Source organism: Actinocrispum sp. NPDC049592 (genome assembly GCF_040675465.1).
Taxonomy (GTDB): Bacteria; Actinomycetota; Actinomycetes; order Mycobacteriales; family Pseudonocardiaceae; genus Kibdelosporangium.
This window is the reverse complement of the sequence record NZ_JBFAPA010000012.1, coordinates 134,465-159,004: the sequence shown is the minus strand read 5'-3', so window position 1 is coordinate 159,004 and position 24,540 is coordinate 134,465. Positions and strand designations below refer to the sequence as shown.

At 69.1% G+C, this 24,540-nt stretch carries 17 protein-coding genes and 1 pseudogene; 7 read left to right on the top strand and 11 right to left on the bottom strand.

The annotated features are described in order from the left end of the window. Positions 1 to 35: 35 nt before the first annotated feature. The 3 genes from AB0J95_RS28420 to AB0J95_RS28410 form a co-directional block, all read right to left on the bottom strand. A complete protein-coding gene (locus AB0J95_RS28420; protein WP_364764156.1) occupies positions 36 to 1,145 on the bottom strand; it encodes a S1 family peptidase in 1,110 nt (369 codons plus the stop codon). Positions 1,146 to 1,278: 133 nt separating this feature from the next. Further along, complete coding sequence (locus AB0J95_RS28415) at positions 1,279 to 2,742, bottom strand: sulfatase (RefSeq protein WP_364764154.1); 1,464 nt, start codon at positions 2,740 to 2,742, stop codon at positions 1,279 to 1,281. Between the two features lie 57 nt (positions 2,743 to 2,799). Next, on the bottom strand, positions 2,800 to 4,200 hold the full coding sequence (locus AB0J95_RS28410) for an FAD-dependent monooxygenase (RefSeq protein ID WP_364764151.1): 1,401 nt from the start codon (positions 4,198 to 4,200) through the stop codon (positions 2,800 to 2,802). Between the two features lie 422 nt (positions 4,201 to 4,622). On the opposite strand from AB0J95_RS28410, the gene AB0J95_RS28405 reads away from it, so the two are divergent. The 3 genes from AB0J95_RS28405 to helR all read left to right on the top strand — a co-directional run bounded on the left by AB0J95_RS28405 (position 4,623) and on the right by helR (position 13,283). After that, the gene (locus AB0J95_RS28405) at positions 4,623 to 10,076 is read left to right on the top strand and encodes a carboxyl transferase domain-containing protein (RefSeq protein WP_364764148.1); all 5,454 of its coding nucleotides are present in this window, start codon (positions 4,623 to 4,625) and stop codon (positions 10,074 to 10,076) included. Between the two features lie 262 nt (positions 10,077 to 10,338). Next, positions 10,339 to 10,704: a hypothetical protein gene (locus AB0J95_RS28400; RefSeq protein ID WP_364764145.1), complete on the top strand. Its 366-nt coding sequence runs from the start codon at positions 10,339 to 10,341 to the stop codon at positions 10,702 to 10,704. A 380-nt stretch (positions 10,705 to 11,084) separates the two neighbouring features. Beyond that, a complete protein-coding gene (helR, locus tag AB0J95_RS28395) occupies positions 11,085 to 13,283 on the top strand; it encodes an RNA polymerase recycling motor ATPase HelR (RefSeq protein ID WP_364764142.1) in 2,199 nt (732 codons plus the stop codon). Here the strand turns inward: helR and AB0J95_RS28390 are convergent. From AB0J95_RS28390 to AB0J95_RS28370, 5 genes are all read right to left on the bottom strand, one after another. Next, complete coding sequence (locus AB0J95_RS28390; RefSeq protein WP_364764139.1) at positions 13,280 to 13,681, bottom strand: VOC family protein; 402 nt, start codon at positions 13,679 to 13,681, stop codon at positions 13,280 to 13,282. The genes helR and AB0J95_RS28390 overlap by 4 nt on opposite strands. Positions 13,682 to 13,795: 114 nt before the next feature. Then, positions 13,796 to 15,172, bottom strand: a complete 1,377-nt coding sequence (locus tag AB0J95_RS28385; protein ID WP_364764136.1) for an SMP-30/gluconolactonase/LRE family protein — start codon at positions 15,170 to 15,172, stop codon at positions 13,796 to 13,798. Continuing rightward, the gene (locus AB0J95_RS28380; RefSeq protein ID WP_364764133.1) at positions 15,169 to 16,977 is read right to left on the bottom strand and encodes a ricin-type beta-trefoil lectin domain protein; all 1,809 of its coding nucleotides are present in this window, start codon (positions 16,975 to 16,977) and stop codon (positions 15,169 to 15,171) included. The genes AB0J95_RS28385 and AB0J95_RS28380 overlap by 4 nt, the downstream gene beginning before the upstream one ends. 470 nt (positions 16,978 to 17,447) lie before the next feature. Beyond that, a complete protein-coding gene (locus AB0J95_RS28375) occupies positions 17,448 to 18,065 on the bottom strand; it encodes a class I SAM-dependent methyltransferase (RefSeq protein WP_364764130.1) in 618 nt (205 codons plus the stop codon). Between the two features lie 95 nt (positions 18,066 to 18,160). Next, on the bottom strand, positions 18,161 to 18,640 hold the full coding sequence (locus AB0J95_RS28370) for a VOC family protein (protein ID WP_364764127.1): 480 nt from the start codon (positions 18,638 to 18,640) through the stop codon (positions 18,161 to 18,163). An 84-nt stretch (positions 18,641 to 18,724) separates the two neighbouring features. Between AB0J95_RS28370 and AB0J95_RS28365 the strand changes: the two genes are divergently transcribed. From AB0J95_RS28365 to AB0J95_RS28355, 3 genes are all read left to right on the top strand, one after another. Further along, a complete protein-coding gene (locus AB0J95_RS28365; RefSeq protein ID WP_364764124.1) occupies positions 18,725 to 19,684 on the top strand; it encodes a YafY family protein in 960 nt (319 codons plus the stop codon). 86 nt (positions 19,685 to 19,770) lie between these two features. After that, entirely contained in the window at positions 19,771 to 20,559 is a 789-nt protein-coding gene (locus AB0J95_RS28360; protein WP_364764121.1) for an SDR family NAD(P)-dependent oxidoreductase, read from the top strand. A 3-nt stretch (positions 20,560 to 20,562) separates the two neighbouring features. Continuing rightward, positions 20,563 to 20,988: a cupin domain-containing protein gene (locus AB0J95_RS28355; RefSeq protein WP_364764118.1), complete on the top strand. Its 426-nt coding sequence runs from the start codon at positions 20,563 to 20,565 to the stop codon at positions 20,986 to 20,988. Here the strand turns inward: AB0J95_RS28355 and AB0J95_RS28350 are convergent. Together AB0J95_RS28350 and AB0J95_RS28345 are read right to left on the bottom strand one after the other, a co-directional pair. After that, positions 20,945 to 21,688, bottom strand: coding sequence for an alpha/beta hydrolase (locus AB0J95_RS28350; protein WP_364764116.1), 744 nt, complete (start codon positions 21,686 to 21,688; stop codon positions 20,945 to 20,947). The two genes, AB0J95_RS28355 and AB0J95_RS28350, sit on opposite strands and share 44 nt — an antisense overlap. A gap of 62 nt (positions 21,689 to 21,750) precedes the next feature. Then, positions 21,751 to 22,320, bottom strand: a complete 570-nt coding sequence (locus tag AB0J95_RS28345) for a TetR/AcrR family transcriptional regulator (protein WP_364764114.1) — start codon at positions 22,318 to 22,320, stop codon at positions 21,751 to 21,753. An 89-nt stretch (positions 22,321 to 22,409) separates the two neighbouring features. Here AB0J95_RS28345 and AB0J95_RS28340 point away from each other — a divergent pair, with 89 nt between their 5' ends. Then, positions 22,410 to 22,856, top strand: coding sequence for a cupin domain-containing protein (locus tag AB0J95_RS28340; protein ID WP_364764112.1), 447 nt, complete (start codon positions 22,410 to 22,412; stop codon positions 22,854 to 22,856). Here AB0J95_RS28340 and AB0J95_RS28335 read toward each other — a convergent pair. Beyond that, positions 22,853 to 24,411: pseudogene (locus tag AB0J95_RS28335) on the bottom strand (MFS transporter). The gene AB0J95_RS28340 and the pseudogene AB0J95_RS28335 sit on opposite strands and share 4 nt — an antisense overlap. Between the last annotated feature and the right edge of the window lie 129 nt (positions 24,412 to 24,540).

Sequence of the window (24,540 nt, the reverse complement as noted above, 5' to 3'; positions counted from 1 at the left end):
CCCCGGCCCTCGGTCACCGCGCACCCCTGTCCTGGTTACAACGTGGACAGAGTCAGGCCATAGGTGGAGAGGATCTCGTTGACCGGCTGGAACCAGGTCTGGCCGCCGGAGGAGCAGTTGCCCCAGCCGCCCGAGGTGACGCCCTGGGCCTGGTCACCGGTGATGAACGAGCCACCGGAGTCGCCGGGTTCGGCGCACACGCTGGTCTTCGTGGCCCCGTAGAACGCCCCTTGCTGGTAGTTCACGGTCTCGTTCTTCGCCTGGATCTGGCCGCAGTGCCAGTGGGTGGTCGAGCCGGACCGGCAGACCGAGCTGCCCACCGGCGCCTCCCACGAGCCGCGCACGAGCTGGTCGGGCACCTGGCCCCAGCCCAGCACGACGCCGACGTTCCACCAGCCCCAGCCGGTCCGGATGTAGGAGTAGTCGTTGCCGGGGAAGGACGAACCGGCGAACGTGCCCATCTGCGAGCCGTCCCAGCCGACGACGTTGCTGCCCACACCACCGCAGTGGCCGGCGCTGACGAACCCGCCGACGACCGAGAAACCGATGGAGCAGCGGACGTTTCCGTTGATGTAGTAGGGATCGCCGCCGACCGTCCCGGCCGCGAACGTCTGCGGCCTCGGTGCGGTGGTGGTCTGGACTGTCACCGGCCCAGCGGCCCTGGCTTGCGCGATGAACGTGTCCACATCGGACGAACGGCTGTCGACGGTGACCACGACGCTGCCGGTCCGCGGGTCGGCGTACCAGCTGTGCACCGCCGCGGGCGCCTTTTGCTTGTCTATCTTGGCTTTCACCGAGTCCAGCTGGGCGGCGGACAGCGCGACCGGGACCGTGTCCGCGCCGGTCGCCTGGACCGCGGCCGCCTTGGACTGGTCGGTCAGGCCGACCACCAGGCGGCCGCGGGTCCGGTCGAACCAGTTGCCGCCGAACGCCGCCCCGGCCGCCTGTTCGGCCGTCGGGGCGACGCGTGCGGCAGTGGCTTCCTGTCCGATCAGGGTGCGCGCCTGCTGGGCGGTCAAGCCCAGGTCGTGGACCATCGCGTCGACCAGGCCGGGGGAGTAGTCGCGAGCCACGGCAGGCGGTGTCGCCGCGGCGAGCACGGCGGCGGCGCCGGCGAGCAGCGCCATTGTCTTGCGGAGCCTCATCATCGTCCTCATTCCGTGCAGGGGTGCGGATTGGCAATGATGGTGAGAGCGCTCTCGCTAGCGAGGGTCGGGCACCGTTGAGCGGGAGGTCAAGAACCTGACCGAAAATGATCGGGCGCCGGCCGGGTTCCGATCAGAAATGGCCCGCCGCCCAGCAGGCCGGCCCGCTGTGGCAGTTGATCAACTTGCTCAGACCCGTGTGCAGCTGGCTGAGCCGGTCCGGGCCGAGCGTGCCGGCGATGTTGTTCAGCTCGTGCGGATCGCGGACGAGGTCGTAGTACTCGCGCGATCCGTCCACGTATTCGACGTAGGTGAACGTGTTCGTGCGCATGGCCTCGTAGCTGGGCGGGTTGCCGCTGTTGGGGGCGGGCAGGTCCGGGTCGTCGGCCTGGGTGTCCGGGCCGTGGTGCTCGACCAGGTTCGCGGTCCGCCAGCCGGACCCGCCGTGCAGCAACGGAACCAGGCTGTGACCGTCCACAGTGTCGGATATCGGCGCGTCGCCGAGGTGCTGGAACGTCGGCGCCAGGTCGATGTTGGCGACCGCGGCGTCGCTGGTCGACTTGGCCGCCACCCCAGGTCCGCTGACGATAAGCGGGACCCGGATGTCGGTGTCGAACGCGGTCATCTTGCCGGGGTTCAACCGGTATTGGCCCATGTGGTAGCCGTTGTCGGAGCTGAACACGATGTAGGTGTCACCGGCCACGCCCGCCTTGGCCACCGCCGAGCGGACGGTCGCGATGAGATCGTCGACCGCTTGAACGGCCTGGGCGCGCTTGCGGAACGCGGTGTCGATGTTCTGCTTCTCGGTTGCTGTCAACGGAGTGCGGCTGACCAACCAGGGCGGCGCGTTGGCTGGCAAGGTGTCGAACGCCGGGCCGCGAGGTGCGGTCAGACCGGGGAAGGCGTCGGCGTCCCGGGGCGCGGGCGTGTACGGCGCGTGCGGCGCGAACGTGGCCAGCTCCAGCAGGAACGGAGTGTTGGCCTGCGCCGACCTGGTGATGAAGTCCGCGCCTTTGCGGGCGATCACGTCGGTGAGGTAGTCCTCAGGCGCGTCGCCATAGGGCACGATCTTGTGGTTCTCGTTGAGGTTGTAACCGAACTCGGGATAGCCGTTGCCTGCCACGTCCCACTCCGACCAGCCCGGCGGGACGTACGGCTGCGGACCGCCCTGATGGTCGGCCGGCTGGTAGCCGTTGAGGTACTTGCCCATCATCGCGGTCCGGTATCCCTTGGCCTGCAAGGCGGTCGCGAACGTCGCCGACTCCTCGCCGTGGCCGTGGAAGTAGCCGAACCCGCCGTCGTCACCGCCGTTGGTGAACACGCCGGTGTCGTGCGGGAACCGGCCGGTGAAGATGGACGAGCGGGACGGGCAGCACAGCGAGTCGGTGACCACGTAGTCGTTGAAGGTCATCCCCTCGGCCTGCAGCTTCTGCACCTGCGGCAGGTACTGCACGAGGTTCCAGGACAGGTCGTCGGTCAGGACGAACACGATGTTCGGCGGCTTGGCGGCCACTGCGGTGCCGGCTCCGGCGAGTCCGGCCACGAGGGCGAGACTCAGGCCGACCGAGGACAACGCTAACCGGGTGGAAAGTCTCATGCGGGCCACCGTGGCGGTCGCGCGTTGGCGCCGCGTTCGGGCAATGTTCGGGTTCGGTCAAGAACCCCACCGCATGCTGATGTGCCCGTCCGGCCGGACCAGAAGGGTCGGATGGTCGGACGGGACGGTCTCGATGCGCAACGGCCACGGCGTGTCGTAGTGCGCCCAGCGGGCCCGGTCCGGGGTGAGCAGGGTGAACCATTCGCCGAGGGCGTCGAGGGTGGACCGCCCATCTTTCAACCAAAAGTGTGGCATTCGGTGACCGGGCTCGGCGGTCGGGACGTAGTCCGTGCTGGTCTCGGTGGTGCCCGGCGGGTAGGCCACGCCCAGAACCAGACCCAATTGGGCGAAGTACTCCTCGGACCACGGCAGTTCGACATGCGCTGTGTCGCCCGTCTCGAGCTGCTGACGGCGCAGGACCTGGGCCTCGTTCATGAGCTTGGAGTTGGCCACTGCCTGGCGCAGCATGCGGTGGGCGACGGGGTGACGTTCGGTCTCGTAGCTGTCCAGCAGGCCCGGCCCGGCCCAGCCGCGCAGCACGCCCGCCAGCTTCCAGCACAGGTTGTGCACGTCGCCGATCCCGACGTTCATGCCCAGCCCACCCGCGGGCGGGATCGCGTGGGCGGCATCGCCGGCGAGCAGGATCCGGCCGTGGCGGAGGGTTTCGGCGATGAACGCGTTCACCGCCCAGTGCTGGACCCGATCCACCCGCACGTTCATGCCGAGGACATCGCGGAGCCGTGCGGGCCAGTCGGCGTCCTCGGCGGTGGGAACGATCCAGGCCCAGCCGCCCTCGGGGTAGATCGGTGCGAACGTGCCGTTCGCGGTGACATATACGCCCGCGGGGTCGGAGCTGATGTCGGCGTCGAACACCACCGTCGTGGCGTGTCCGATGACTCCAGGGCCTTCGGTGCCGATCCCCAGTTTCTGGCGGACAGTGGAGTTCGCGCCGTCCGCGGCCAGGACGTACGTGGCATGGACGCGGATCTCTTCGCCGTCTTCGAGGAGGGTGGCGACGACGCTTTCGTCCTCTTCGACTTCGACGAGGTCGATCAGCTCGGCACCGAACCGCACCGGCCCGTCCGCCGCGCTCAACAGCGTCGGTTCGAGCCGGTCCTGCGACGTGACGACACCCATGACCGGGCTCTGCGGGATCGGCGCGTTGACGCCCACCATGCCCGCGCTGGCGAAGTCCGGGCTGGTCATGGTGTCGCGGAAGCGGATCCGGCCGTACTCCGGAGCGAACGCAAGTCTTGCGATATCCGTGTCGAGCCCCAGCTGCCGGAAGATCTCCATCGTGCGCACGTTGACCAGGCGCGACCGCGGGAACGGCGACAGCTCCCGGTACCGCTCCACGACCAGCGTCCGCACACCCCACCGCGCCAGCAACGCCCGGGCCGTGAGCCCCACCGGCCCGCCGCCGACGATCAGCACCGCCACGTCGTCCACGCCCGTCATGAGATCAACTATCCGCGCCACCCGCGCGCCGGACACGCCCTCCAGGGCAGCGGAACAGGCATTCGCCGAGGGGTGGTCGGCGGCAACGGTTGGACGCGGCGGCGCGCGAATCTTCACACCCTTCACACGTCGGGCCGCCGGAGCTTGTGACTGACGGGTAACCGCGCGGAGAGACGAGTCGCACACCCCGGACCGTGGCATTACGGGGGTCTGCCGGGCTCGCGCGCGAGACCGGTGTTTGCCGAGTTCACCGCCGCCGCGGTGAGGCGGTGGCGCCATCGGCACTTGGCGGTTGTCCACAACTTGAGGACCGAACCATGCTCGCTTTCGAGCATTCTCCTACGATCGATTACTGGTAAGGCTGTGCTGGCGCGTCGGGCGCCACACGCATCCGCGCACAGCCAACAGGAGGGTTCGGTCGAGTGTTCAGTCGTGTCGCCATTGTGAACCGTGGTGAGGCCGCCATGCGGCTCATCCACGCCGTCCGGGATCTTGCCGCGGAGAACGGGACACGGATCGAGACCGTTGCTCTGCACACCGATGTCGACCGCACGGCCACGTTCGTGCGCGAGGCCGACATCACCTATGACCTGGGTCCGGCGGCCAACCGGCCGTACCTGGACCTGAAGGTGCTGGAGCGCGCGCTGGTCGAGACCAAGGCCGACGCCGCGTGGGTCGGCTGGGGCTTCGTCGCGGAGGACCCCGCGTTCGCCGAGCTGTGCGAGCGGATCGGGGTCACGTTCGTCGGGCCGAGCGCGGACGCGATGCGTCAGCTCGGCGACAAGATCGGCGCCAAGCTGATCGCCGAGGAGGTCGGTGTCCCGGTCGCGCCGTGGAGCCGTGGCGCGGTGGAGACGCTCGAGGCGGCCAAGCAGTCCGCGGCCGAGGTCGGCTACCCGTTGATGCTCAAGGCGACCGCGGGTGGCGGTGGCCGGGGCATCCGGGTGATCACGAACGAGGACGAGCTGGTCGACGCCTACGAGCGCACCAGCCAGGAGGCCGCGCGGGCGTTCGGCAGCGGCATCGTGTTCCTGGAGCGCCTGGTCACCGGCGCGCGGCACGTCGAGGTCCAGGTGATCGCCGACGGCGAGACCGCGTGGGCGCTGGGCGTGCGCGACTGCTCGGTGCAGCGGCGCAACCAGAAGGTGATCGAGGAGTCGGCCTCGCCGGTGCTCAGCCCGGAGCAGACGGCCGACCTCAAGGGGTCGGCGGAGCGGCTGGCGGTCCGGGTCGGCTACCGCGGCGCGGCCACCGTCGAGTTCCTCTACCACCCGGGCGACAAGCTGTTCGCGTTCCTCGAGGTGAACACCCGCCTGCAGGTCGAGCACCCGATCACCGAGTCGACCACCGGGTTCGACCTGGTCAAGGCCCAGCTGCACGTCGCGTCCGGCGGCAGGCTGACCGGTGAGCCGCCCGCCGAGCGCGGGCACGCCATCGAGGCCCGGCTCAACGCCGAGGACCCGGACCGTGACTTCGCGCCCTCGCCGGGTCGGATCGCGCGGCTGGACCTGCCCGCCGGGCCGGGCATCCGGGTGGACACCGGGGTCAGCGAGGGCGACACCATCCCGGCCGACTTCGACTCGATGATCGCCAAGATCATCGCCTACGGCCGCGACCGCGACGAGGCACTGGGCCGGCTGCGCCGAGCGATGACCGAGACCACGGTGATCATCGAGGGCGGCGCCACCAACAAGAGCTTCGTGCTGGACCTGCTGGACCAGCCCGAGGTGATCGACGCCAGCGCGGACACCGGCTGGATCGACCGCGTCCGCGCCGAGGGCAGGCTCGTCTCGCACCGGCACTCCGCCGTCGCGCTGGCGGCCGCCGCGATCGAGGCGTACGAGGACGAGGAGCGGGTCGAGCGGCAGCGGCTGCTGTCGACCGCGTTCGGCGGGCGCCCGCAGGTGCAGCACGAGAGCGGCCGTCCGCTGGACCTCAAGCTGCGCGGCGCGGGCTACCGCGTGCGGGTGGCGCGCGTCGGTGCGCACCTGTACCGGGTGAGCATCGAGGCGGGCGACGAGGTGCGCACCGCCGATGTCGAGCTGGAGCGGTTCGACAAGGACACCGGGCGGATCACCGTCAACGGCTCGCACTACCGCCTGCTCACCGCCACCCACGGGCCGGTTCACCTGGTCGAGGTGGACGGCGTGACGCACCGGGTCAGCCGGGACGAGGGCGGCGTCGTCCGTTCGCCCGCGCCCGCGCTGGTGGTCGCCACTCCCGTCCAGGTCGGCGCCGAGGTCGAGGCGGGCGCGCCGGTGCTGGTGCTGGAGAGCATGAAGATGGAGACCGTGCTGCGGTCGCCGTTCAAGGCACGGCTGAAGGAATGCGTCGTGTCGGTCGGCAGCCAGGTCGGCACCGGCGCCCCGTTGCTGCGGCTGGAGCCGCTCGGCGACGCCGACGACGAGGACACCGGCGTCGAGGAGTCCGTCGAACTGGACCTGCCGGAGAACGGCGCCGTTCCGCTGAAGCAGCGCGCCGCTCGTGGCCAGGAAGCGTTGCGGGGTCTGCTGCTGGGCTACGACGCGGACCCGCTCGACGAGCGCCGCGTGCTCGACGACTACCTCGCCGCGCGCCGGGAGCTGATCGCGGACGGGCAGCGGCCGCTGGCCGAGGAGCTCGACCTGATCGGCGTGTTCGCCGACCTCGCCGAGCTGAGCCGTAACCGTCCGGCGGGTGAGGAGTCGGGCGGCGACACCCAGGTGCACAGCGCCCGCGAGTACTTCCACAACTACCTGCAGAGTCTGGATGTCGAGCGGGCGGGCCTGCCGGAGTCGTTCCAGGACAAGCTCGCCAAGGCGCTGCGCAACTACGGCGTCACCGAGCTGGACCGCACGCCCGAGCTCGAGGCGGCGGTGTTCCGGATCTTCCTCGCCCAGCAGCGTGCGTCCGCCGACGCCGCCGTGATCACGACGTTGCTGCGGGCCTGGCTGCAGGAGCCGCCGCCGGACGAGACGCTCCGTGAGCCGACCGGTCTGGCCATCGAGCGGCTGGTGGAGGCGACCCAGATCCGCTTCCCGGTGGTCTCCGACCTCGCCCGTGGCGTGGTGTTCGCCTGGCTCGGCCAGCCGCTGCTGCGCCGCAACCGGGCCCGTGTGTACGCCAATGTCCGCAAGCACTTGCGGCACCTCGACGCGTTCCCGCAGTCGCCGGACCGCGCCGAGCGGATCGCCGAGATGGTGCGCAGCACCGAGCCCTTGGTGCGGCTGCTCAGCCACCGCCTGCTTCGGGACAACCTCGACAACACGGTGATGCTGGAAGTGCTGACCCGGCGCTACTACGGCAACAAGGGCCTGACCAGCGTGCGCACCAACGAGGTCGCGGGCTGCAAGTTCGTGGTCGCCGAGCGCGCCGGTTCCGCGGTGGTCTCGGCCGCCGTGGGCTTCGCCGAGCTGGGCAACGCCTTGAGCGGGCTGGCCGAGCTGGCGGGCGGCGGGAACACGGTCGACGCGGACATCTACCTTGCCTGGCCCGAGCAGCCGGCCGACTCGGACGAGATGGTCGCCGCGCTGCAGGAGATCGTCAGCGAACACCCGCTGCCGCAACAGGTTCGACGGCTCACCACCACCATCGCGGGCCGTGGCGGAGCGGTCATGCACCACCACGTGACGTTCCGCCCGTCGACCACGGGGATGACCGAGGAGCGGCTGATTCGCGGCCTGCACCCGTACATCGCGCAGCGGATGCAGCTGGAGCGGCTGAGCAAGTTCGACCTGACCCGGCTGCCCTCGTCGGACGAGGAGGTCTACCTCTTCCAGTGCGTGGCGAGGGAGAACCCGTCGGACGACCGGCTCGTCGCGCTGGCCCAGGTCCGCGACCTGACCGAGCTGCGTGAGCACGACGGCCGCCTGGTCGCGTTGCCGACCGCCGAGGACATCATCGCCACCTGTCTCGACTCGATCCGCCGCGCGCAGTCCCGGCGGCCGTCGAACAAACGGTTCAACACCAACCGGATCGTGGTCTACATCTGGCCGCCGAGCGACATCACCCGCGCCGAGCTGGAGATGATCGTCAAGCGCGTGCTGCCGACGACCGCGGGTGCCGGGCTGGAGGAGATCCTGTTCATCGCGCGGCAGCGGGACCGGGCGACCGGCGAGCTGACCAAGAGCTCGGTGCGGATCTCGTTCGACGCCACCGGCGGCACCGCGCTCACCGTCGGCGAACCGCCGTCGGACCTGGTTGAGCCGCTGGACGACTACCGCCTGAAGGTGCTGCGCGCGAGCAGCCGCAACACGGTCTACCCGTACGAGCTGACCGGTCTGCTCGGCGACTTCGTCGAGCACGACCTCGACGAGAACAACGCGTTGGTACCGGTCGACCGGCCGAAGGGCCGCAACACCGCCGCGATGGTCGCCGGTGTGGTCACCACGAAGACCCGGCGGCACCGCGAAGGCGTCACCCGGGTCGTGCTGCTCGGTGATCCGACGAAGTCGCTCGGCGCGTTGTCCGAGCCGGAGTGCCGCCGCGTGATCGCCGCGCTCGACCTCGCCGAGCGGATGCGGGTTCCGGTCGAGTGGTACGCGCTGTCCGCCGGCGCCCGGATCTCGATGGAGTCGGGCACGGAGAACATGGACTGGGTGGCCGCGGCGCTCAAGCGGATCGTCGAGTTCACCCAGGACGGCGGCGAGATCAACATCGTGGTCGCGGGCATCAACGTCGGCGCGCAGCCGTACTGGAACGCCGAGGCGACGATGCTCATGCACACCAGGGGCATCCTGGTGATGACACCGGACTCGGCGATGGTGCTCACCGGCAAGCAGGCGCTGGACTTCTCCGGTGGCGTGTCGGCCGAGGACAACTTCGGCATCGGCGGCTACGACCGGGTGATGGGCCCGAACGGCCAGGCGCAGTACTGGGCGCCGAACCTGCCCGCCGCCCGTGACGTGCTGATGTCGTACTACGACCACACGTACGTCGCTCCCGGCGAGGACGCGCCGCGGCGGGCGAAGACCAACGACCCGGTCGACCGCGATGTGTCGGACTACCCGCATGTGGTCGCGGGCAGCGACTTCACCACGGTCGGCGAGATCTTCTCGGCCACCGCGAACCCGGACCGCAAGAAGCCGTTCGACATCCGCACGGTGATGCGGGCACTGTCCGATCAGGACCATCCGGTGCTGGAGCGCTGGGCGGGCATGGCGGACGCGGAGACCGCGGCGGTGCAGGACGTGCACCTCGGCGGCATCCCGGTGTGCCTGCTCGGGATCGAGTCCCGGTCGGTGCCGCGCCGCGGCTTCCCGCCCACCGACGGCCCGGACACCTACACGGCCGGCACGCTGTTCCCGCGGTCGTCCAAGAAGGCCGCGCGGGCGATCAACGCGGCCAGCGGCAACCGGCCGCTGGTGGTGCTGGCCAACCTGTCCGGGTTCGACGGGTCGCCGGAGTCGATGCGCAAGCTGCAGCTGGAGTACGGCGCGGAGATCGGCCGCGCGATCGTGAACTTCAAGGGCCCCATCGTGTTCTGCGTGATCTCGCGGTACCACGGTGGCGCGTTCGTGGTGTTCTCGAAGGCGCTGAACCCGAACATGACCGTGCTCGCGCTGGAGGGCTCGTTCGCCTCCGTGCTCGGTGGCGCGCCCGCCGCCGCGGCCGTGTTCGCCGGTGACGTCAACGCCCGCACGGCCAACGACCCCCGCGTGCGTGAGCTGGAGGCCCGCGTCGCGGCCGCCTCCGGCACCGACCGGGCCAAGCTGACCGCCGAGCTCGACGAGCTCCGGGCCTCCGTCCGCGCCGAGAAGCTGGGTGAGGTCGCCGCCGAGTTCGACCGCGTGCACAGCATCCAGCGTGCCGTCGAGGTCGGCTCCGTCGACGCCGTCATCCGCGCCGCCGAACTCCGCCCCCGCATCATCGAAGCCATCGAGTCCCACCTCCCCTAACACCCACACAACCGAGCGAAGGCTGTGCGCGCAGGACACCCTGTACGCACAGCCTTCGCCCATCCCCCCACCCTGATCTCCACCTGCGCCCCGGCTTTACGTCAACGTCGCTCTGCCCAGCGCCGCACCACTTCCGCCACGGCGTCCCACCCGGGCCGCACCACTTGCCACATCCATCCTTTGTGCTGCCCTACGCCTACGCGCACCACCTCAACCCGCCGACGCCGTCACGGCTCTGCGCGCCTACCGTGGCCCGTCCGCGATGGTCTGCGTCTCCGGGGTCGCCGCAGCGGACACGGATGAGCACGCCGAGCGGCTGGCCAGCTCAACTCGCCTCAAGGCGCTCAGCCGGACACACAACCGCCGCATCCCGCTACCGAACCCGGAAGAGATCGCCTACCCGCACAGCGCCGCGCTGACCGAGCTGCCGGTGCCGACTGCGTCGGGCCGTGCCGCACCGACTGCGCCGTGCCGCGCTGGCTGCGTCGCGCTGACCGCGCTGGCGGTGCCGACCGCGCTGGCGGTGTCGGCTGCGTCGGGCCGTGCTGCGCCGACCGCGCAGGCCGCGTCGTGCTGCGCTGACCGCGGTGGCTGCGCTGACTGGGCTGTGCTGCGCCGACCGCGCTGACCGCGTCGTGCTGCGCTGGTTGCGCCGCGCCGACCGCGTCGTGCTGCCCTGACCGCGCTGGCTGCGCTGACTGGGCTGTGCCGCGCTGACCGCGCCGCGACGGTGACATCGTGGTGGGTTCACCTGGATGTGTCCGGGAGCAGCTTCAGGCCATCCTCGACGCCACCGGGGCGGTCAGGACGCCGACCCATGACCACAGCGCACGGCGCCAGTCCTGTGAACTGGTGGGGAGGTCGCACCCCTGCCGCGTCCAGCCGCGCGACCAGGCTGAATTGCCTGGGGGGCTTGACAGAAGGTGCAGAATAAAAGATTGGCGCGTCCTCCATGAACCCGTGGAGAACCCGCCGAACTACTGCCAGATTAGCCGCTGTGAGGGGCATGTGTCAACTCAGGGGTACGAAGAGGAATTGCGGTCCGAGCGGGACTACGTGGCCGGGCTCTACGCGCGCCTCGACGCCGAGCGCGCGCGAGTGAAGGGGGAGTACACCGCGGCACTGGGCGGAAACGGCGGCTCACCGATGGAACGGGACGTCGAGGTCCGCGACCGGGCCAGGGAGATGAAACGGCTGAACGTGGCCGACAACGGGTTGTGTTTCGGCCGGTTGGACACGGTTTCGGGCGAGCATTCCCACATTGGCCGGATCGGCCTTTTCGATGAGCGGAACGGCTACGAACCGGTGCTGCTCGACTGGCGGGCGCCCGCGGCGCGCCCGTTCTACACGGCCACCGGTGCGAATCCGGAGAACATGCGCCGGCGCCGCCAGTTCCTCACCCGCGGCCGTCAGGTGCTCGATTTCACCGACGAGGTGTTCGGCCGCCCCGGCGAGGACGAGCGCGGCGACGCGGCCCTGCTCGCGGCGGTCAACGCGCCGCGCGGTGAGGGCATGCGCGACATCGTGGCGACCATCCAGGCCGAGCAGGACGAGATCATCCGCCTCGACCACCCGGGTGTCCTGGTGATCGAGGGCGGTCCCGGCACCGGCAAGACCGTGGTGGCGCTGCACCGCGTCGCCTACCTGCTCTACACCCAGCGGGAACGGATGGAACGCCACGGTGTGCTCGTGGTCGGGCCGAACCCCGCGTTCCTCACCCACATCGGTCAGGTGCTGCCGTCGCTGGGTGAGTCCGACGTGGTGTTCGTGACTCCGGGTGATCTCGTGCCCGGTCTGCACGTCACCGCTGAGGACCCGCCGGAGGCCGCGCGGCTCAAGGGATCGCTGAAGATCCTGGACGTGCTCAAGGCCGCGGTCGCCGACCGCGAACGGGTGCCGGCCGAGCCGATCCAGATCGAGCTGCGGGACGTCAAGGCCCGGATCGACGCCGAGACCGCGACGTGGGCCAGGGAGGAGGCGCGCGCGACCGGTCTGCCGCACAACGAGGCCCGCGAGACGTTCGTCGAGATCATCACGTATGTCCTCACCGAACGCGCGATCGCCCGGATCGGCAAGGGCTGGCTGACCCGGTCGGACCGCGAGGCGTGGGAGGAGATGCGAGCCGACCTGGTCAAGGAGCTCGCGGAGGACCCGGTGTTCACCAGCGCGATCGAGGACCTCTGGCCGGTTCTCACGCCGGAGACGCTGCTGTCCTCGCTGTACTCGTCCGAGGAACGGCTGCGTGCGGCAGGCGCCGACCGCGCGTTGTGGCGCGCCGACGGCGAGGCCTGGACGGTGTCGGACGTGCCGTTGCTCGACGAGCTGGTCGACATGCTGGGCCGGGACAAGGCGGCGGACCGGGCCGCGGAGCAGGCCATCGCACGGGAACGGCAAGCCGAGGCCGAGTACGCCGCGGGTGTCATGGACATCATGAAGCTGGACCGCGAGGAGCTGGACGAGGACATCGGGCTGGTCGCGGCGAACCTGATCTTCGCCGACGAGCTGGCGGACCGGTTCGTCGAGCATGACACCCGTGAGCTCGTCGAACGTGCCGCCGCCGACCGCGACTGGACCTACCGCCATGTCGTGGTCGACGAGGCCCAGGAACTGTCCGAAATGGACTGGCGAGTGCTGATGCGGCGCTGCCCCAACCGGTCCTTCACCGTCGTCGGCGACCTCGCCCAGCGCCGTTCACCCGCGGGCGCGACATCGTGGGGCACCATGCTGGAGCCGTACGTGCCCGGCCGCTGGGTCTACCGGTCGTTGACGGTGAACTACCGCACGCCCGCGGAGATCATGACCATCGCCGCCGCGCTGCTGGCCGAGTTCGCCCCCGGGGTGCAGCCCCCGGAGTCGGTCCGCGCGAACGGTGTCCGGCCGTGGTCGAGGCTGGTCACGGCGGGAGACATGGCCGCCGCCATCGAGGAGTTCGTCCGGGACGAGGCCGGGCGCGAGGGGACGAGCATCGTGATCGGGCCGCCGGGCGTGCCGGGCACGGTGCCGGCGTCGGAGACCAAGGGCCTCGAGTTCGACGCGGTTCTGGTCGTCGACCCCGAGCGGATCATCAACGACGGGCCCCGCGGCGCGGCCGAGCTCTACGTCGCGCTCACCCGCGCCACCCAGCGCCTCGGCGTCCTGCACGAAGGCCCGTTGCCCCGAGCCCTGTCCGGCCTGACCGAGATCGAGACGCTGGCGACCGCCGACTAACACTCGTGAGCGCTCAACGGGGAGCGGTCACCGACAAGCCACTTGTGCCCGAACGGGTCGACGAAACCACCCTGGCGGTGCGGGCCCCAGGGCATCTGGTGGTCCCGGATCTCGTCGACGCTGCCGTCGGCCCCGGCCTGAACCGCCCGCGCGATGAAGGCGTCCGGGTCGTCCACGAACACCTCGACCCGGACCGTCCGGGTCCCGGCCGTCCGGGGATCGTCCCAGCCGTTGTTCTCGGGTTGCCCCAGGAAGATCGGAGCTCCACCGACCGACAACCCGATGACACTGCCGAGGTTCCACAGCTCGGTGGCGCCCAAGGCCTCGGCGTACCACTTCGCCGCGGCACCGGCATCGGGCACGGCGAGCATCAACGAGATCACGGGATCGGATGACATCGGGCCATCTCCTGGGGCTGGACGGTTTCGCGCGAACCATCCTGGCCCAAGAACCAGCCCGCTGCTATGGGAACGAGGTGGCGCCGCCGGCGCTGGTGGCGGCGCCACCTCACGTCAGTAAGGCCAGCCTGGGACGTTCAGCCGGACGCTGTACAACCCGAAGTTGCCGGTGTTCCCGCCGGAGGAAGGGGTTCCGGAGGTGATGTACAGGGTCGTGCGGTCCGCGCCACCGAAGGCGACGTTGGTGGCGTTGCGACCGGCGGAGATCGTGCCGAGGGACTGCCCGGACGGCGAGTACACGTGCACCTTCCCGTCGCCATAGGTGACCTGGTAGACGTTGCCCGCGCAGTCGATGGTGCCGCCGTCGGTCCCGCCCAGCGACACGAAGTCGCTGCGGGGGCCGGTGCTGCCGTCCGCGTTGACCGGGTACCTGTAGACCTTGCCGCTGGCGTTTCCGCCGACGTACAAGGTCTTTCCGTCGGGCGACAGCTCGATTCCGTTGGGTTCGCGGATGGTGTCGTCGATGAGGGTGACGACCCCGTTGGTGACCCGGAAGACGCTGGTCCTGCCGGACATCTGGTCCGGCCGGTTGGCGCGCTGGAAGTCCGGGTCGGTGAAGTACACGGTTCCGTTGGCGCCCACGGTCACATCGTTGGGCGAGTTGAACAGGTGCCCTTGGTAGTTGGCCGCGATCGTCGTTCGTTGTTTGGTGGCAAGGTTGTACGCGGACAGGCTGCGCTGGTCGTGGGTCGCCGCGTAGATCGTCGTGCCGTCGCGGCTGATGGCCAGGCCGTTGCTGCCTGCGTTCGGAATGAACGTCGTGAACGCCCCGGTCGACGGGGTGTACCGCAGGATGTCCGAAGGCTGGACGTTCTGAGAGCCGGTACCGTCGTACATGTTGGTCAGCAGCAACGTCTGGCTGGCCGCGTCCCAGGTCGGGCCTTCCAGGAAGTTGAAGCCGTCCCTGATCTTCGTGGCGGTCAGGTTCGGCGAGGGCATGGGATTGCCGAACGGCCCCTGCGGGCAAAGGCCCGGGCCGCCGGAGGAAGCGGGCAGGGTCCACTGCTGGTTCGTGCCCGAGGAACACGACCAGAGCTGGAGTTTCGTGCCGTCCGCGCTGGAGACTCCCGTTGCGTCGAGGCACTTCTGGGCGGCCGCGTTGAGCAGCCGCCCCGACGAAGCCGTCCACTGTTGTGCGGTGGAACCGTTGCAGTCAAAGATCTGCACGGCCGCGCCGTTGGCGGTTCCTGCCGCGTTGAGGCATCTGCCCAGGGCCGCGATCGATCCGTCGTCTCGAACGGTCCACTGCTGCGCCGCACCACCGTTGCACGTCCACAGCTGGATGCGCGTCCCGTTGGCCGGGGAACCGTTCGTGACGTCGGCGCACTTGCCGCCGATGCCGGTGATCTGGCCGCTGGCCGCGGCCGAGGCGCCGGTGACGGCGACCCCGGTCACGGCCAGGACGATTGTGGCTACTGCCAGGAACTTCACGCGGGCACCATCCATTTCTGGTTGGACGCGCCCGTACAAGTCCAGATCTGCAGTTTAGCGCCATCAGCGGTACTGCGGTCCTTCACATCAAGACATTTCTGGCTGCCGACGTTGACCAGGTCGCCGGCCGCCGAGTATGTCCACTGCTGGTTCCCGCCACCGAAACAGTCCCATAGCTGGACAGCGGTGCCGTCCGCGGTCCCATTGCCGGTCACATCAAGGCATTTGCCGAGACCGCGGATCGTGCCGTCGGTGGAGATGGTCCACTGCTGGTTCGGGCCAGAGGTGCACGACCACATCTGCGGCTGGTTGCCGTTGGTGGTCGAACCACCGGTGACGTCCAGGCATTTGCCGCCCAGGCCGGTGATCGCGCCGGTCCGGCCGGTCGGTGGAGTGCTGCCGCCGGACCCCGGCCAGGTGAACGTGGCCATCGCGCCGCCCGGGAGCTGGTAGCCGAACGACTGGCCGCCATACGAGACCTGGAAGTTCTGCGTGCCACCGGTGTTGATGGCCACGAGCGCGATCGTGCCGTCCGGGTTGCGGAAGGCGACGTTCTGGATGCCGCCCTCGCCGAAACCGGTCGAGTCGATCCGCACCGCCCCGGGCTTGACGAACTTGCTCAAGTGCCCCAGCACGTAGTACTCGGCGTTGTAGGTGACGCTGTTGCCATTCGTTGTGACGACACCCATGCAGTTGCCGCAGCTGCCGATCACCGGGCCATGGCTGGCGTTCAGCGCCATGTTCCAGATCGTCACGGTCCGCGCCCAGTTGCGGGTGGCGCCGATGGCGAGGTTCATTCCCTGCCACCGCAACGTGTCCCGGAACGTGCTGGCGTCGTCGGCGGAGGCCGTACCGGAGCACTCGGTGAAGAAGATCTCCTTGCCCGGCTGCGCGTTGTGCACTGTGGACTGTCCACTTGGGTTACCGCCGTAGCAGTGCCACGCCGAACCGACCACATTGGACCCGGCGCCGCTGTTCACCGTCTGCGGGTAGCTGGTGTCGTCCCAGTTGTGGTCGTAGCCGAGCAGTTTCGTGCCCAGTCCGGCCGAGCGCAGCTTCGGCGCCAGGTTGTTGATGATGTTCACCTGCTGGCCGGCGGACATCCGCATTCCCGGATAGGCCGGTGGCGAGAAGTTCGGCTCGTTCTGCACGCTCATGTACGAGACCGGCGCGCCCGCGGCACCATAGGCCTGCGCGAACTTGACCAGATAGTCCGCATACACCCCGACCTGGCTGTCGTTGAGCGACCCGCCGACCAGGTTGTTGTTGTTCTTCATCCACGCGGGCGCGCTCCACGGAGTGGCCATGATGGACAGCGCCGGGTTCAGCGACTTCGCCTGCCGCACCAACGGCAGGATGTACGCGTCGTCGTGCGCGACGGAGAACCGGGACAGGCTCGGATCGGCGGCGCCGTCGTCGTAGGTGTAGAAGCTGCGTGAGAAGTCCGTCGCCCCAATGGGTTGGCGCAGCCAGCTGAGACCGACCCCGCTCGACGGGTTGAACAGCGCGTTCATGATCCCGTCGCGCTGCGGCGAGTTCCAGATGTTCCATGCGGCCGCGTCGGTGAGCGACGCGCCGAAGCCCACCATCGACTGGAAGGTGGCGTTCGGGTTCACGGTGATCACGGGTCCGCTGCCGCCGGTCCCGAACGTGACGTTCCCCTGTTGCCGCAACAGGTTGGACCGATCAGCAGTGGTGAGCCACACACTCGCGGTGGTCGCCGCGAGCGCGGGCGTGGCCAGGTACGTTCCGACTAGCACGGTCGCGGCAGCGGCTATGCGCCACCGCACGGTCGTTGATCGCATGACGCTCCTTGCAGGGTAGGGAGCAATCTCCGCACGATCGTGAAACAAAGTGAAACTTAGTTTCCTCGTGTGGCTCATGACACAACGCCCAAACACCATTCGTCAAGGCTGAACTTGCCTACATATGAAACAAGAAGTGAAACAACGAGGTCGCTCGGCACCCGTCGCGGCAACGAGAACGGGCCCGGTCGAAGTGACCGGGTCCATACCAGCGATCAGCAACTACAGCTGAGCGATCAGGTCGAACCGCTCCGCGGTACTGGCTGCGGTACTGCTCGCGATCAATGCGTTGGTGGCGTTGACATATCGGCCGTTGGCGCGGGACCGCAGGCTGACTGTCCCGGTTGGACCCGGGGCGCCGCCGTTGGGTTGTGCCGGCCGGTTGGGCGTCAAGGCCGGCTGTCCCTTGAGCATCCGGCCGCCGTCCGCGGTGAGCCGCAGGTAGTAGTCATCGGCCTCTCGTGAGGGTCTTAGGCGGGTTTGCGGGCCGCGAGGCGTTCCACGGTGCCGGCTTTGAGGCGTTGCGACTGTTCGATGACGAACCCGGCCTCCTGCACCAGCGGCAGCGGCCGACGCGTCTGGTAGTCGCCGAGCATCCGCACGGTCATCCTCTCCAGCAGCCGCTGACCCCACCAGATCAGTTTGTGGTGGCTGCCAACGTGATCGAGCAGCAACAGCCGCCCGCCCGGCCGCAGCACCCGCCGCATCTCCGCGATCGCCACCCGCTCATCCGGAAAACCGCACATCCCCAGCGTGCACACCACCGTGTCGAACGAACCATCGGCGAATGGCAACGCCTGCACATCCGCCCGCATCAGAACGACATCCCGGCCGAGCTCCGCGGCGCGCTTGCGGGCCAGCTCAAGCATGGCGGGACTGAAGTCGATCCCCGTCACCCGCGCTTCCGGCGGGTAGTGCGCCAGGTTCAACCCCGTCCCGACCGCGACCTCCAGCACCTCCCCACTCGCCTGCCCGCAGACCCATTCGCGCCCGCCGCGGAACTGCACCCGCTCGAAGAACCCGATATCCCGGTCATACCTCGGCGCGTACTGATCCCAGCCCCGTCGCAGCCGATCACCCTGATCCATACCCTCATTGTGGTGAAAAGCAGCTGCCATGCCCCATGCGGGGATACCTGCCGGTGATCGGCCAACGGATCCTGGCATCCCACTTCGAGTGGCGATCAGCCGACGGTTGGGCGGTACAGGGCGCTTTGGACGTACTGCATCGCGGCCAGGAACTTCTCGTCGGTCATCCGCCGGTTCATCTCGGCCTCGTCGACGGTCTCGATGCGGGTCTGCAGCCAGTAGAGGTTGCCGAACGGGTCGTGCACGCGGGCGACGAGATCGCCCCAGAACAGGTGGGTCGGCTCGGTGACGATGGTGGCGCCCGTGGCGACGGCCTTCTTCACCGACTGGTGCACGTCGGGGACGTAGAACCGCAGGAAAGCGGGGGTGTGCGGCCAGTCGGGCTTGTCGAACATCATCACGATGGAGTCGCCGATGCGCATCTCGGCGTGCCCGATGTGGCCGTGCTCGTCGACCACGCGCCCGCCGAGGTCCTCGGCGTCGAACGCGGCGGCGAGGAAGTCCATCAGCCCGGCGGTGTCGTGGCCGATGATCCAGGGGGTCACGGTGTGGTAGCCGTCGGGGATCGCGTTCATGTCCAGCTCCTTCGTCGTTGGTTAGACCAAGGTAGAAGCCATGTAGGTCGGATCGTGTCCTAGTTCTGTGGCAATCTTCGAACCATGACGCGCCTGCTCAGACTGCTGTCCCTGCTGCAGACCCCACGCGAATGGCCGGGCAGTGAACTGGCCGAGCGCCTGGAGGTCAGCCCGCGCACGGTCCGGCGGGACATCGACCGGTTGCGCGACCTCGGCTACCCGGTGGAGGCCACGATGGGCGCCACCGGCGGCTACCGGCTGGGCGCGGGCGCCGCGATGCCGCCGCTCCTGCTCGAAGACGACGAGGCGGTGGCGATCGCGGTCGGGCTGCGGGCCGCGGCGGGCCAGGCGATCGCGGGGATCGAGGAAGCGTCGGTGCGGGCGTTGACCAAGCTGGAGCAGGTCCTGCCGTCCCGGTTGCGCTACCGCGTCAGCACGATCAGCGGATCCACCGAGGCATTGGTTCTGCCGCCCGCGTTGTCCGGTCACGCGGCCGCCCCGGTCGATCCCGATCATCTGACGCTGCTCGGCGCGGCGGTGGCCAACCGCGAGCGCGTCCGGTTCTCCTACGCGAGCCACTCGGGGGCGGCCTCCCGCCGGCACGTCGACCCGCATCGCCTTGTCGCCCAGGGCCGTCGCTGGTACCTGGTCGGGTTCGACAACGACCGCGCCGACTGGCGGACCTTTCGCGTCGACCGGATCACCTCACCGGTCGCGACCGGCGCCCGCATCGTGCCGCGCGCACTTCCCGCGGACGACGCGGCTTCCTATGTCCGCGAGTCCATGTTCTCGTCCGCTCCGACGTACCGCGCGGTCGTCACCCTCCACCTCCCGGTGGCCGAAGCGACCCGACGCCTTGGCGCGATCGGGGACATCACCGCGGCCGGCGACGAAACGTCCCGTGTGGACCTTGCCGCCGACACTCTCGAGTGGACGGCCATCCGGCTGCTCCTGCTGGACGTGCCCTTCGAAGTCCAGTCGCCGCCCGAACTCCGCGACCAGCTGAGGAAACTCCAGGCGAGGCTCGCTTCGGCCATCCGGTAAACAAAACGTCAATGTTCCCGGCCCGGCCGTCAAGATCACGCCCGACCGGTCCGAGATAAAGCACTGTGGGACGCACAGTGAATGACGTGTCAGGTCTGACGGTGCTGGTCACCGGTGCGACTGAAGGTGTGGGGTACGAGACAGCCCGGCTGATGGCCACGGGCGAGCGGACCGTGATCGTGCACGCCCGGACCGAGCGGCGCGGTGAGGAGACCCTGGCGCGGCTCGTCTCAGCGGGAGTCGATCCGGCGAGGTTGCGGTTGGCGGTGGCGGACTTCACGAGCCTGACCGAGGTCGCGACCATGGCCAAGCTGGTCGCCGACGAACATCCCCGCGTCGACGTGCTGATCAACAACGCCTGCACGGCAGGGGAGAACCTCCGGGTCCTGACCGAGGACGGCCACGAGGCGACGTTCCAGGTCAACTACCTCGCGCACTACCTGCTCACCGCGATGCTCGAGGAACAGCTCAGCCACCGCGCCCGGATCGTCAACGTTTCGTCCACAATGCACAGAGGTGCGAACCTCCACTGGCTCGACCTCGGCCGTTCCCAGCGGTACAGCCAAAGCGCCGCCTACGCACAGTCCAAACTGGCCTTGACGATGTTCACCAGCGCGCTGCCCGAGTTCGGGCCGCCCGGAGTGACCGCGGTGAGCGTGCAGCCAGGCTCGCACGTCTACTGCGCCGAGGGCAGGCCGTTGCGGGAGTGCGCCGCGGTGATGGCCGGGATCTGCACGAAGGACGTCGTCAACGGCGGGTACTACAACGAACGCCTTCGGGAGACCCAGCCGGCCCCGGCCGTGGTCGACCGGCGGTCGGTGGAACGCCTGTGGCGGATGAGCAGTGAGCTGGCCGGGCTGGGCGCGACAATGTGAGCCATGACTGACGAGTGGCACCAGCCGTTGCGGCACATCCGGGGCGGCGAGCTGACCGGGGACACCAACCAGACGACCGGGATGACGAGGCTGGAAGCGTTGTCCGGCAAGACGGTCGGGTCCTCGAAGATCTGGATGGGCGAGACGCACGTCGCCCCGGCGACGAACTCCGGCGACCACCACCACGGCGAGGCGGAGACGGCGATCTTCGTGAAGTCCGGGCATCCGGTGTTCGTCTTCGCCGAGGGCGACCAGGAGGTCCGGCTGGAGACCGAGCCGGGTGACTACATCTTCGTCCCGCCGTACGTCCCGCACCGCGAGGAGAACCCGACCGGCGAGCCCGCCGTGGTGATCATCGCCCGCAGCAGCCAGGAAGGCATCGTGGTCAACCTGCCGAGCCTGTGGGCGCCGGTTGAGCGAGGGCTTTGAGGGTCAGGTCCAGCTGCTCGACGTGCGGGAAGTGCGCCGCGTCGGGGATGAGTTCGAAGCTGCCCCGAGGGAAGGCGGCGGCGTAGTCGCGGCCGTAGTCCGCGGACACGACGCCGTCGTACTCGCCCCACAGGACCAGCGCGGGAACCGTGACGTGGGCGAGGCGGCGGCGCAGCTTCGGGTCGTGCATGTAGGGCGTGCCCGCGTAGATGGCCAGGGTCTGCTGGTTGGCGGCGATGTTCTCACTGGGCCGGAGGGCCAGGGCCGGGTTGTGGAACGCCAGCGCGGTGATCTCGGCCGGGGGCAGGCCGGCCAGGTTCGTGATCTCGCCCGCGATGCCGACCGCGTTGAGCAGGGCGATCCGGCCGATCCGGCCGCGGGTGTCGCGCAGGGCCATCTCGGCGGCGATCCAGCCGCCGACCGAGTTGCCGATGACCAGCACGTCTCGCAGGTCCTGAGCGTCGAGCAGGTCGAGGTAGGCGACGGCGAGATCCGCGATGGTGTCCATCCAGCCGGGCCGGGGCTCGCCCTCGAAACCCGGGTGGGTCGGGGTGATCACGTGCGAGTGCGCGGCCAGGGCGTCGGCGAGCCCGGCGACGGACTGCGGGCCGCCACCGCCGTGCAGTATCAACACGTGGCTGCCGGTGCCTTGCTCGGTTGCCGTGATGGTGAGCCCGTCGCCCAGGTCGAACGTGGTCATGACGCCCCTTCGTAAGAGTTGACTCTCACGAACGTAGCCACCGGGTTCGTGCAAGTCAACTCTCACGATGAGGGTGTGACCGCGCAACGGGTGAGGGTCGTGGCGGTGTGCACGGCGCTGGCGATGGCGGCTTCGCGGTCGAGTCCGCACAGGTCGGTCAGGATGAACAGGGCTTCGGCGCTCACCGCGACGGCGAGGTCGAGCTTGAGCTGCTCGCAGACGTGCTCCATGGGCTCAAGGGCGAAGTCGATCACGTCGAACCGCAGGCCAGGGCGGATATCGGCGGTGTGCGTGATCGCGGCGGCCATCGTGGCCCGGACCGCGGACTCGTAGGTCAGTATGTGCCGCAGCAGGTACTCGGTCGCGATGGCGATGCGCTCGACCGGGTCTCTCGAGCTGGTGAGCTCCTCGAGGTCGTTGCGCACGTCCGGGAGCCGCTCGGCCATCACCTTCTGCAGCAACGTGGCCAGGTCGGGGAAGTACCGGTATGCCGTCGCCTCCGACACCAGTGCCGCCTTGGCGACCGCCGGCATCGTGATCTCGCGGCCCTGTCTGACCAGGGCGTCCGCGGCCTGCAGGATCGCGGTGTAGGTGCGTTTCTTCTGGTTGACGCGGCCGGCCGTGCTGTCCATGCGGCCGAGGATAACCCCTCATAACGAGAGTGCACTTGCATAACGCTGTAGGCTCGGTCGTGAGAGTGAACTCTTACGAAGGGGTAACCGTGAACGAGGTGTCCATCACCGGGCCGGACGACGGCGAGGTCATCGAGCTGGGACCGGCCCGGATGCGGATCATGGAGGACGGCGGCACCACCGCGCACCGGCTCGGCATCGGCGAGATCACCCTCGCCCCGCACAGCGCCGGCCCGCCGCAGCACCGCCACGCCGAACACGACGAGGGCTTCTACGTCGTGTCCGGAACCGTCCGCTTCACCGTGGGACAGACCGACTACGAGGCACCCAAGGGCACCCTCGTTATGGTCCCGCCCGGCGTCCCGCACACCTTCGCCAACCACGGCGACGAACCCGCGGTCATGCTCAACACCTTCACGCCCGACCTCTACGTCCAGTACTTCCGGGACCTGCGCACCGCCATCGACAACGGCCAGGAGCTGACCCCGCAGGTCACGGCCAAGGTCATGAGCCGCTACGCCACCGAGATCGCCTAACCGGCTGGAACGCGATCGGGTGGCGTATGTCGTTGCCGGTCGGTGCTGCGCGCGAACAGGACGCCGATCACGGCGAGGGCGAGGACGACGATCGGGACGATCAAAGTCGTGCGCATCGCCGGGATGTAGGCCTCGTGGAACGTTTTCAGGGCCACTTGCTCGATCGCGGGCCGCACCGACTCCGGCAGGTCGGCGGGGAGGTGCGCGCCGGTCTGGCCGGCGCCGACTTCGAGGCCTTTGATGGTGGCGGCGGCTTTCTCGAACCCGTCGAGGACCCAGTGGCGGAAGGATTCGGGCAGGGCCTGGACGTTCTCCCGTGCCGCGGGGCCGAGTCCGGTGGCGAGCCGGGCCTGCAGGAGCGCGCCGGTGATCGCGGAACCGAACAACGCGCCGAACTGGCGCGCGGTGTTCATCAAACCCGCTGCGGCCCCGGCGGTCTGGTCGGTGACGTCGCGCATGGCGATGCTCTGCAACGGTGCGAACGTCATTCCCAGGCCCAGCCCGGACACGACCAGGCCGATGATCAGTTGTGTGCGTGCGTCGTAGATGCTCGTCGCCCACAGCACGACCGCGATGCCACCGGCCCACAACACCAGACCGGTGATGAGGATGTCCTTGCCGCCGTTGCGATCCGCCAGCCGGCCCGCGAACGGGGCGCTGGCGACGGACGCCAGCGACATCGGCGCGAGGATGAGCCCGGCTTGGACCGCGCTGAGCGACAGCACCGACTGCAGGAAGATCACCAGTGGCAGGAACAATCCCAGCATGCCGAACGAGATCGCCGCGACCACGCCGCTCATCACGGCGAAGTTCCGGTTCGCGTAGATCCCTGACGGGACAAGCGGTGCGGGGTTGCGGCGGGCGCGTTGCCACCAAGCGAATCCTATGAGGACAGCGAGACCGGCGCCGAGGATCACCGGGATCGTGACCGGTCCGGACACCGTGCCCCAGCGGTGCGACGGCCCCTCGATCAGGCCGAAGCTGAGCAGGAACAAACCCAGTGACGCAAGCACGGTTCCGCGCCAGTCCAGTTTGGCCGGACGGCGGTCATCGAGGCCGGGCAGGTACAGCCAGGCGAGGGTGAGCGCGGCGAGGCCGATCGGCAGGTTGACGTAGAAGACCCAGCGCCAGTTCAGGCTCGTCACCAGCAAGCCGCCGAACACCGGCCCGGCGATGGTGGCAGACCGGCCACGCCGCCCCAGATGCCGTACGCGGCGCCGCGCCGGTTCTCGGGGAACGTCACGGTGATGATCGCGAGCGTCTGCGGGGTGAGGAGCGCCCCGCCGATCCCTTGGGCCGCACGGGCGGCGATCAGCTGGGCGGGGGACTGGGCGGCGCCGCAGATCGCTGACGCCGCGGTGAAAAGCACGAGGCCGATGAGGAAAAGCCGCTTCGTGCCGTACATGTCGCCGAGCCGCCCGCCGGTGACGAGCAACGTGGCGTAGGTCAGGGTGTACGCGTTGACGATCCACAGGACCTGGTCGAGTGTCGCAGTGAGACCGACGGTGATCTGCGGCAGGGCGATGTTCACGATCGTGGTGTCCAGCAGGACCATGAAGAAACCGAGGCATAGCACGGAAAGTACGAGCCACGGGCGCGTTTGCGTGCCGGAAGTCATGACGTGGCCTCCCGAGGGCAGGGCAATGCTGGTGCCGCGGTGAACGCGGCACCAGCACTGTGTTGC

Bases quoted from the DNA above. Each gene is read 5' to 3' on its own strand.
- AB0J95_RS28375 (WP_364764130.1), bottom strand. From the start codon at position 18,065: ATGGATCAGGGTGATCGGCTGCGACGGGGCTGGGATCAGTACGCGCCG.
- AB0J95_RS28415 (WP_364764154.1), bottom strand. From the start codon at position 2,742: ATGAGACTTTCCACCCGGTTAGCGTTGTCCTCGGTCGGCCTGAGTCTC.
- AB0J95_RS28420 (WP_364764156.1), bottom strand. From the start codon at position 1,145: ATGAGGCTCCGCAAGACAATGGCGCTGCTCGCCGGCGCCGCCGCCGTG.
- AB0J95_RS28380 (WP_364764133.1), bottom strand. From the start codon at position 16,977: ATGCGATCAACGACCGTGCGGTGGCGCATAGCCGCTGCCGCGACCGTG.
- AB0J95_RS28370 (WP_364764127.1), bottom strand. From the start codon at position 18,640: ATGAACGCGATCCCCGACGGCTACCACACCGTGACCCCCTGGATCATC.
- AB0J95_RS28410 (WP_364764151.1), bottom strand. From the start codon at position 4,200: ATGACGGGCGTGGACGACGTGGCGGTGCTGATCGTCGGCGGCGGGCCG.
- AB0J95_RS28345 (WP_364764114.1), bottom strand. From the start codon at position 22,320: ATGGACAGCACGGCCGGCCGCGTCAACCAGAAGAAACGCACCTACACC.
- AB0J95_RS28355 (WP_364764118.1), top strand. From the start codon at position 20,563: ATGACTGACGAGTGGCACCAGCCGTTGCGGCACATCCGGGGCGGCGAG.
- AB0J95_RS28350 (WP_364764116.1), bottom strand. From the start codon at position 21,688: ATGACCACGTTCGACCTGGGCGACGGGCTCACCATCACGGCAACCGAG.
- AB0J95_RS28390 (WP_364764139.1), bottom strand. From the start codon at position 13,681: ATGTCATCCGATCCCGTGATCTCGTTGATGCTCGCCGTGCCCGATGCC.
- AB0J95_RS28365 (WP_364764124.1), top strand. From the start codon at position 18,725: ATGACGCGCCTGCTCAGACTGCTGTCCCTGCTGCAGACCCCACGCGAA.
- AB0J95_RS28400 (WP_364764145.1), top strand. From the start codon at position 10,339: ATGGTCTGCGTCTCCGGGGTCGCCGCAGCGGACACGGATGAGCACGCC.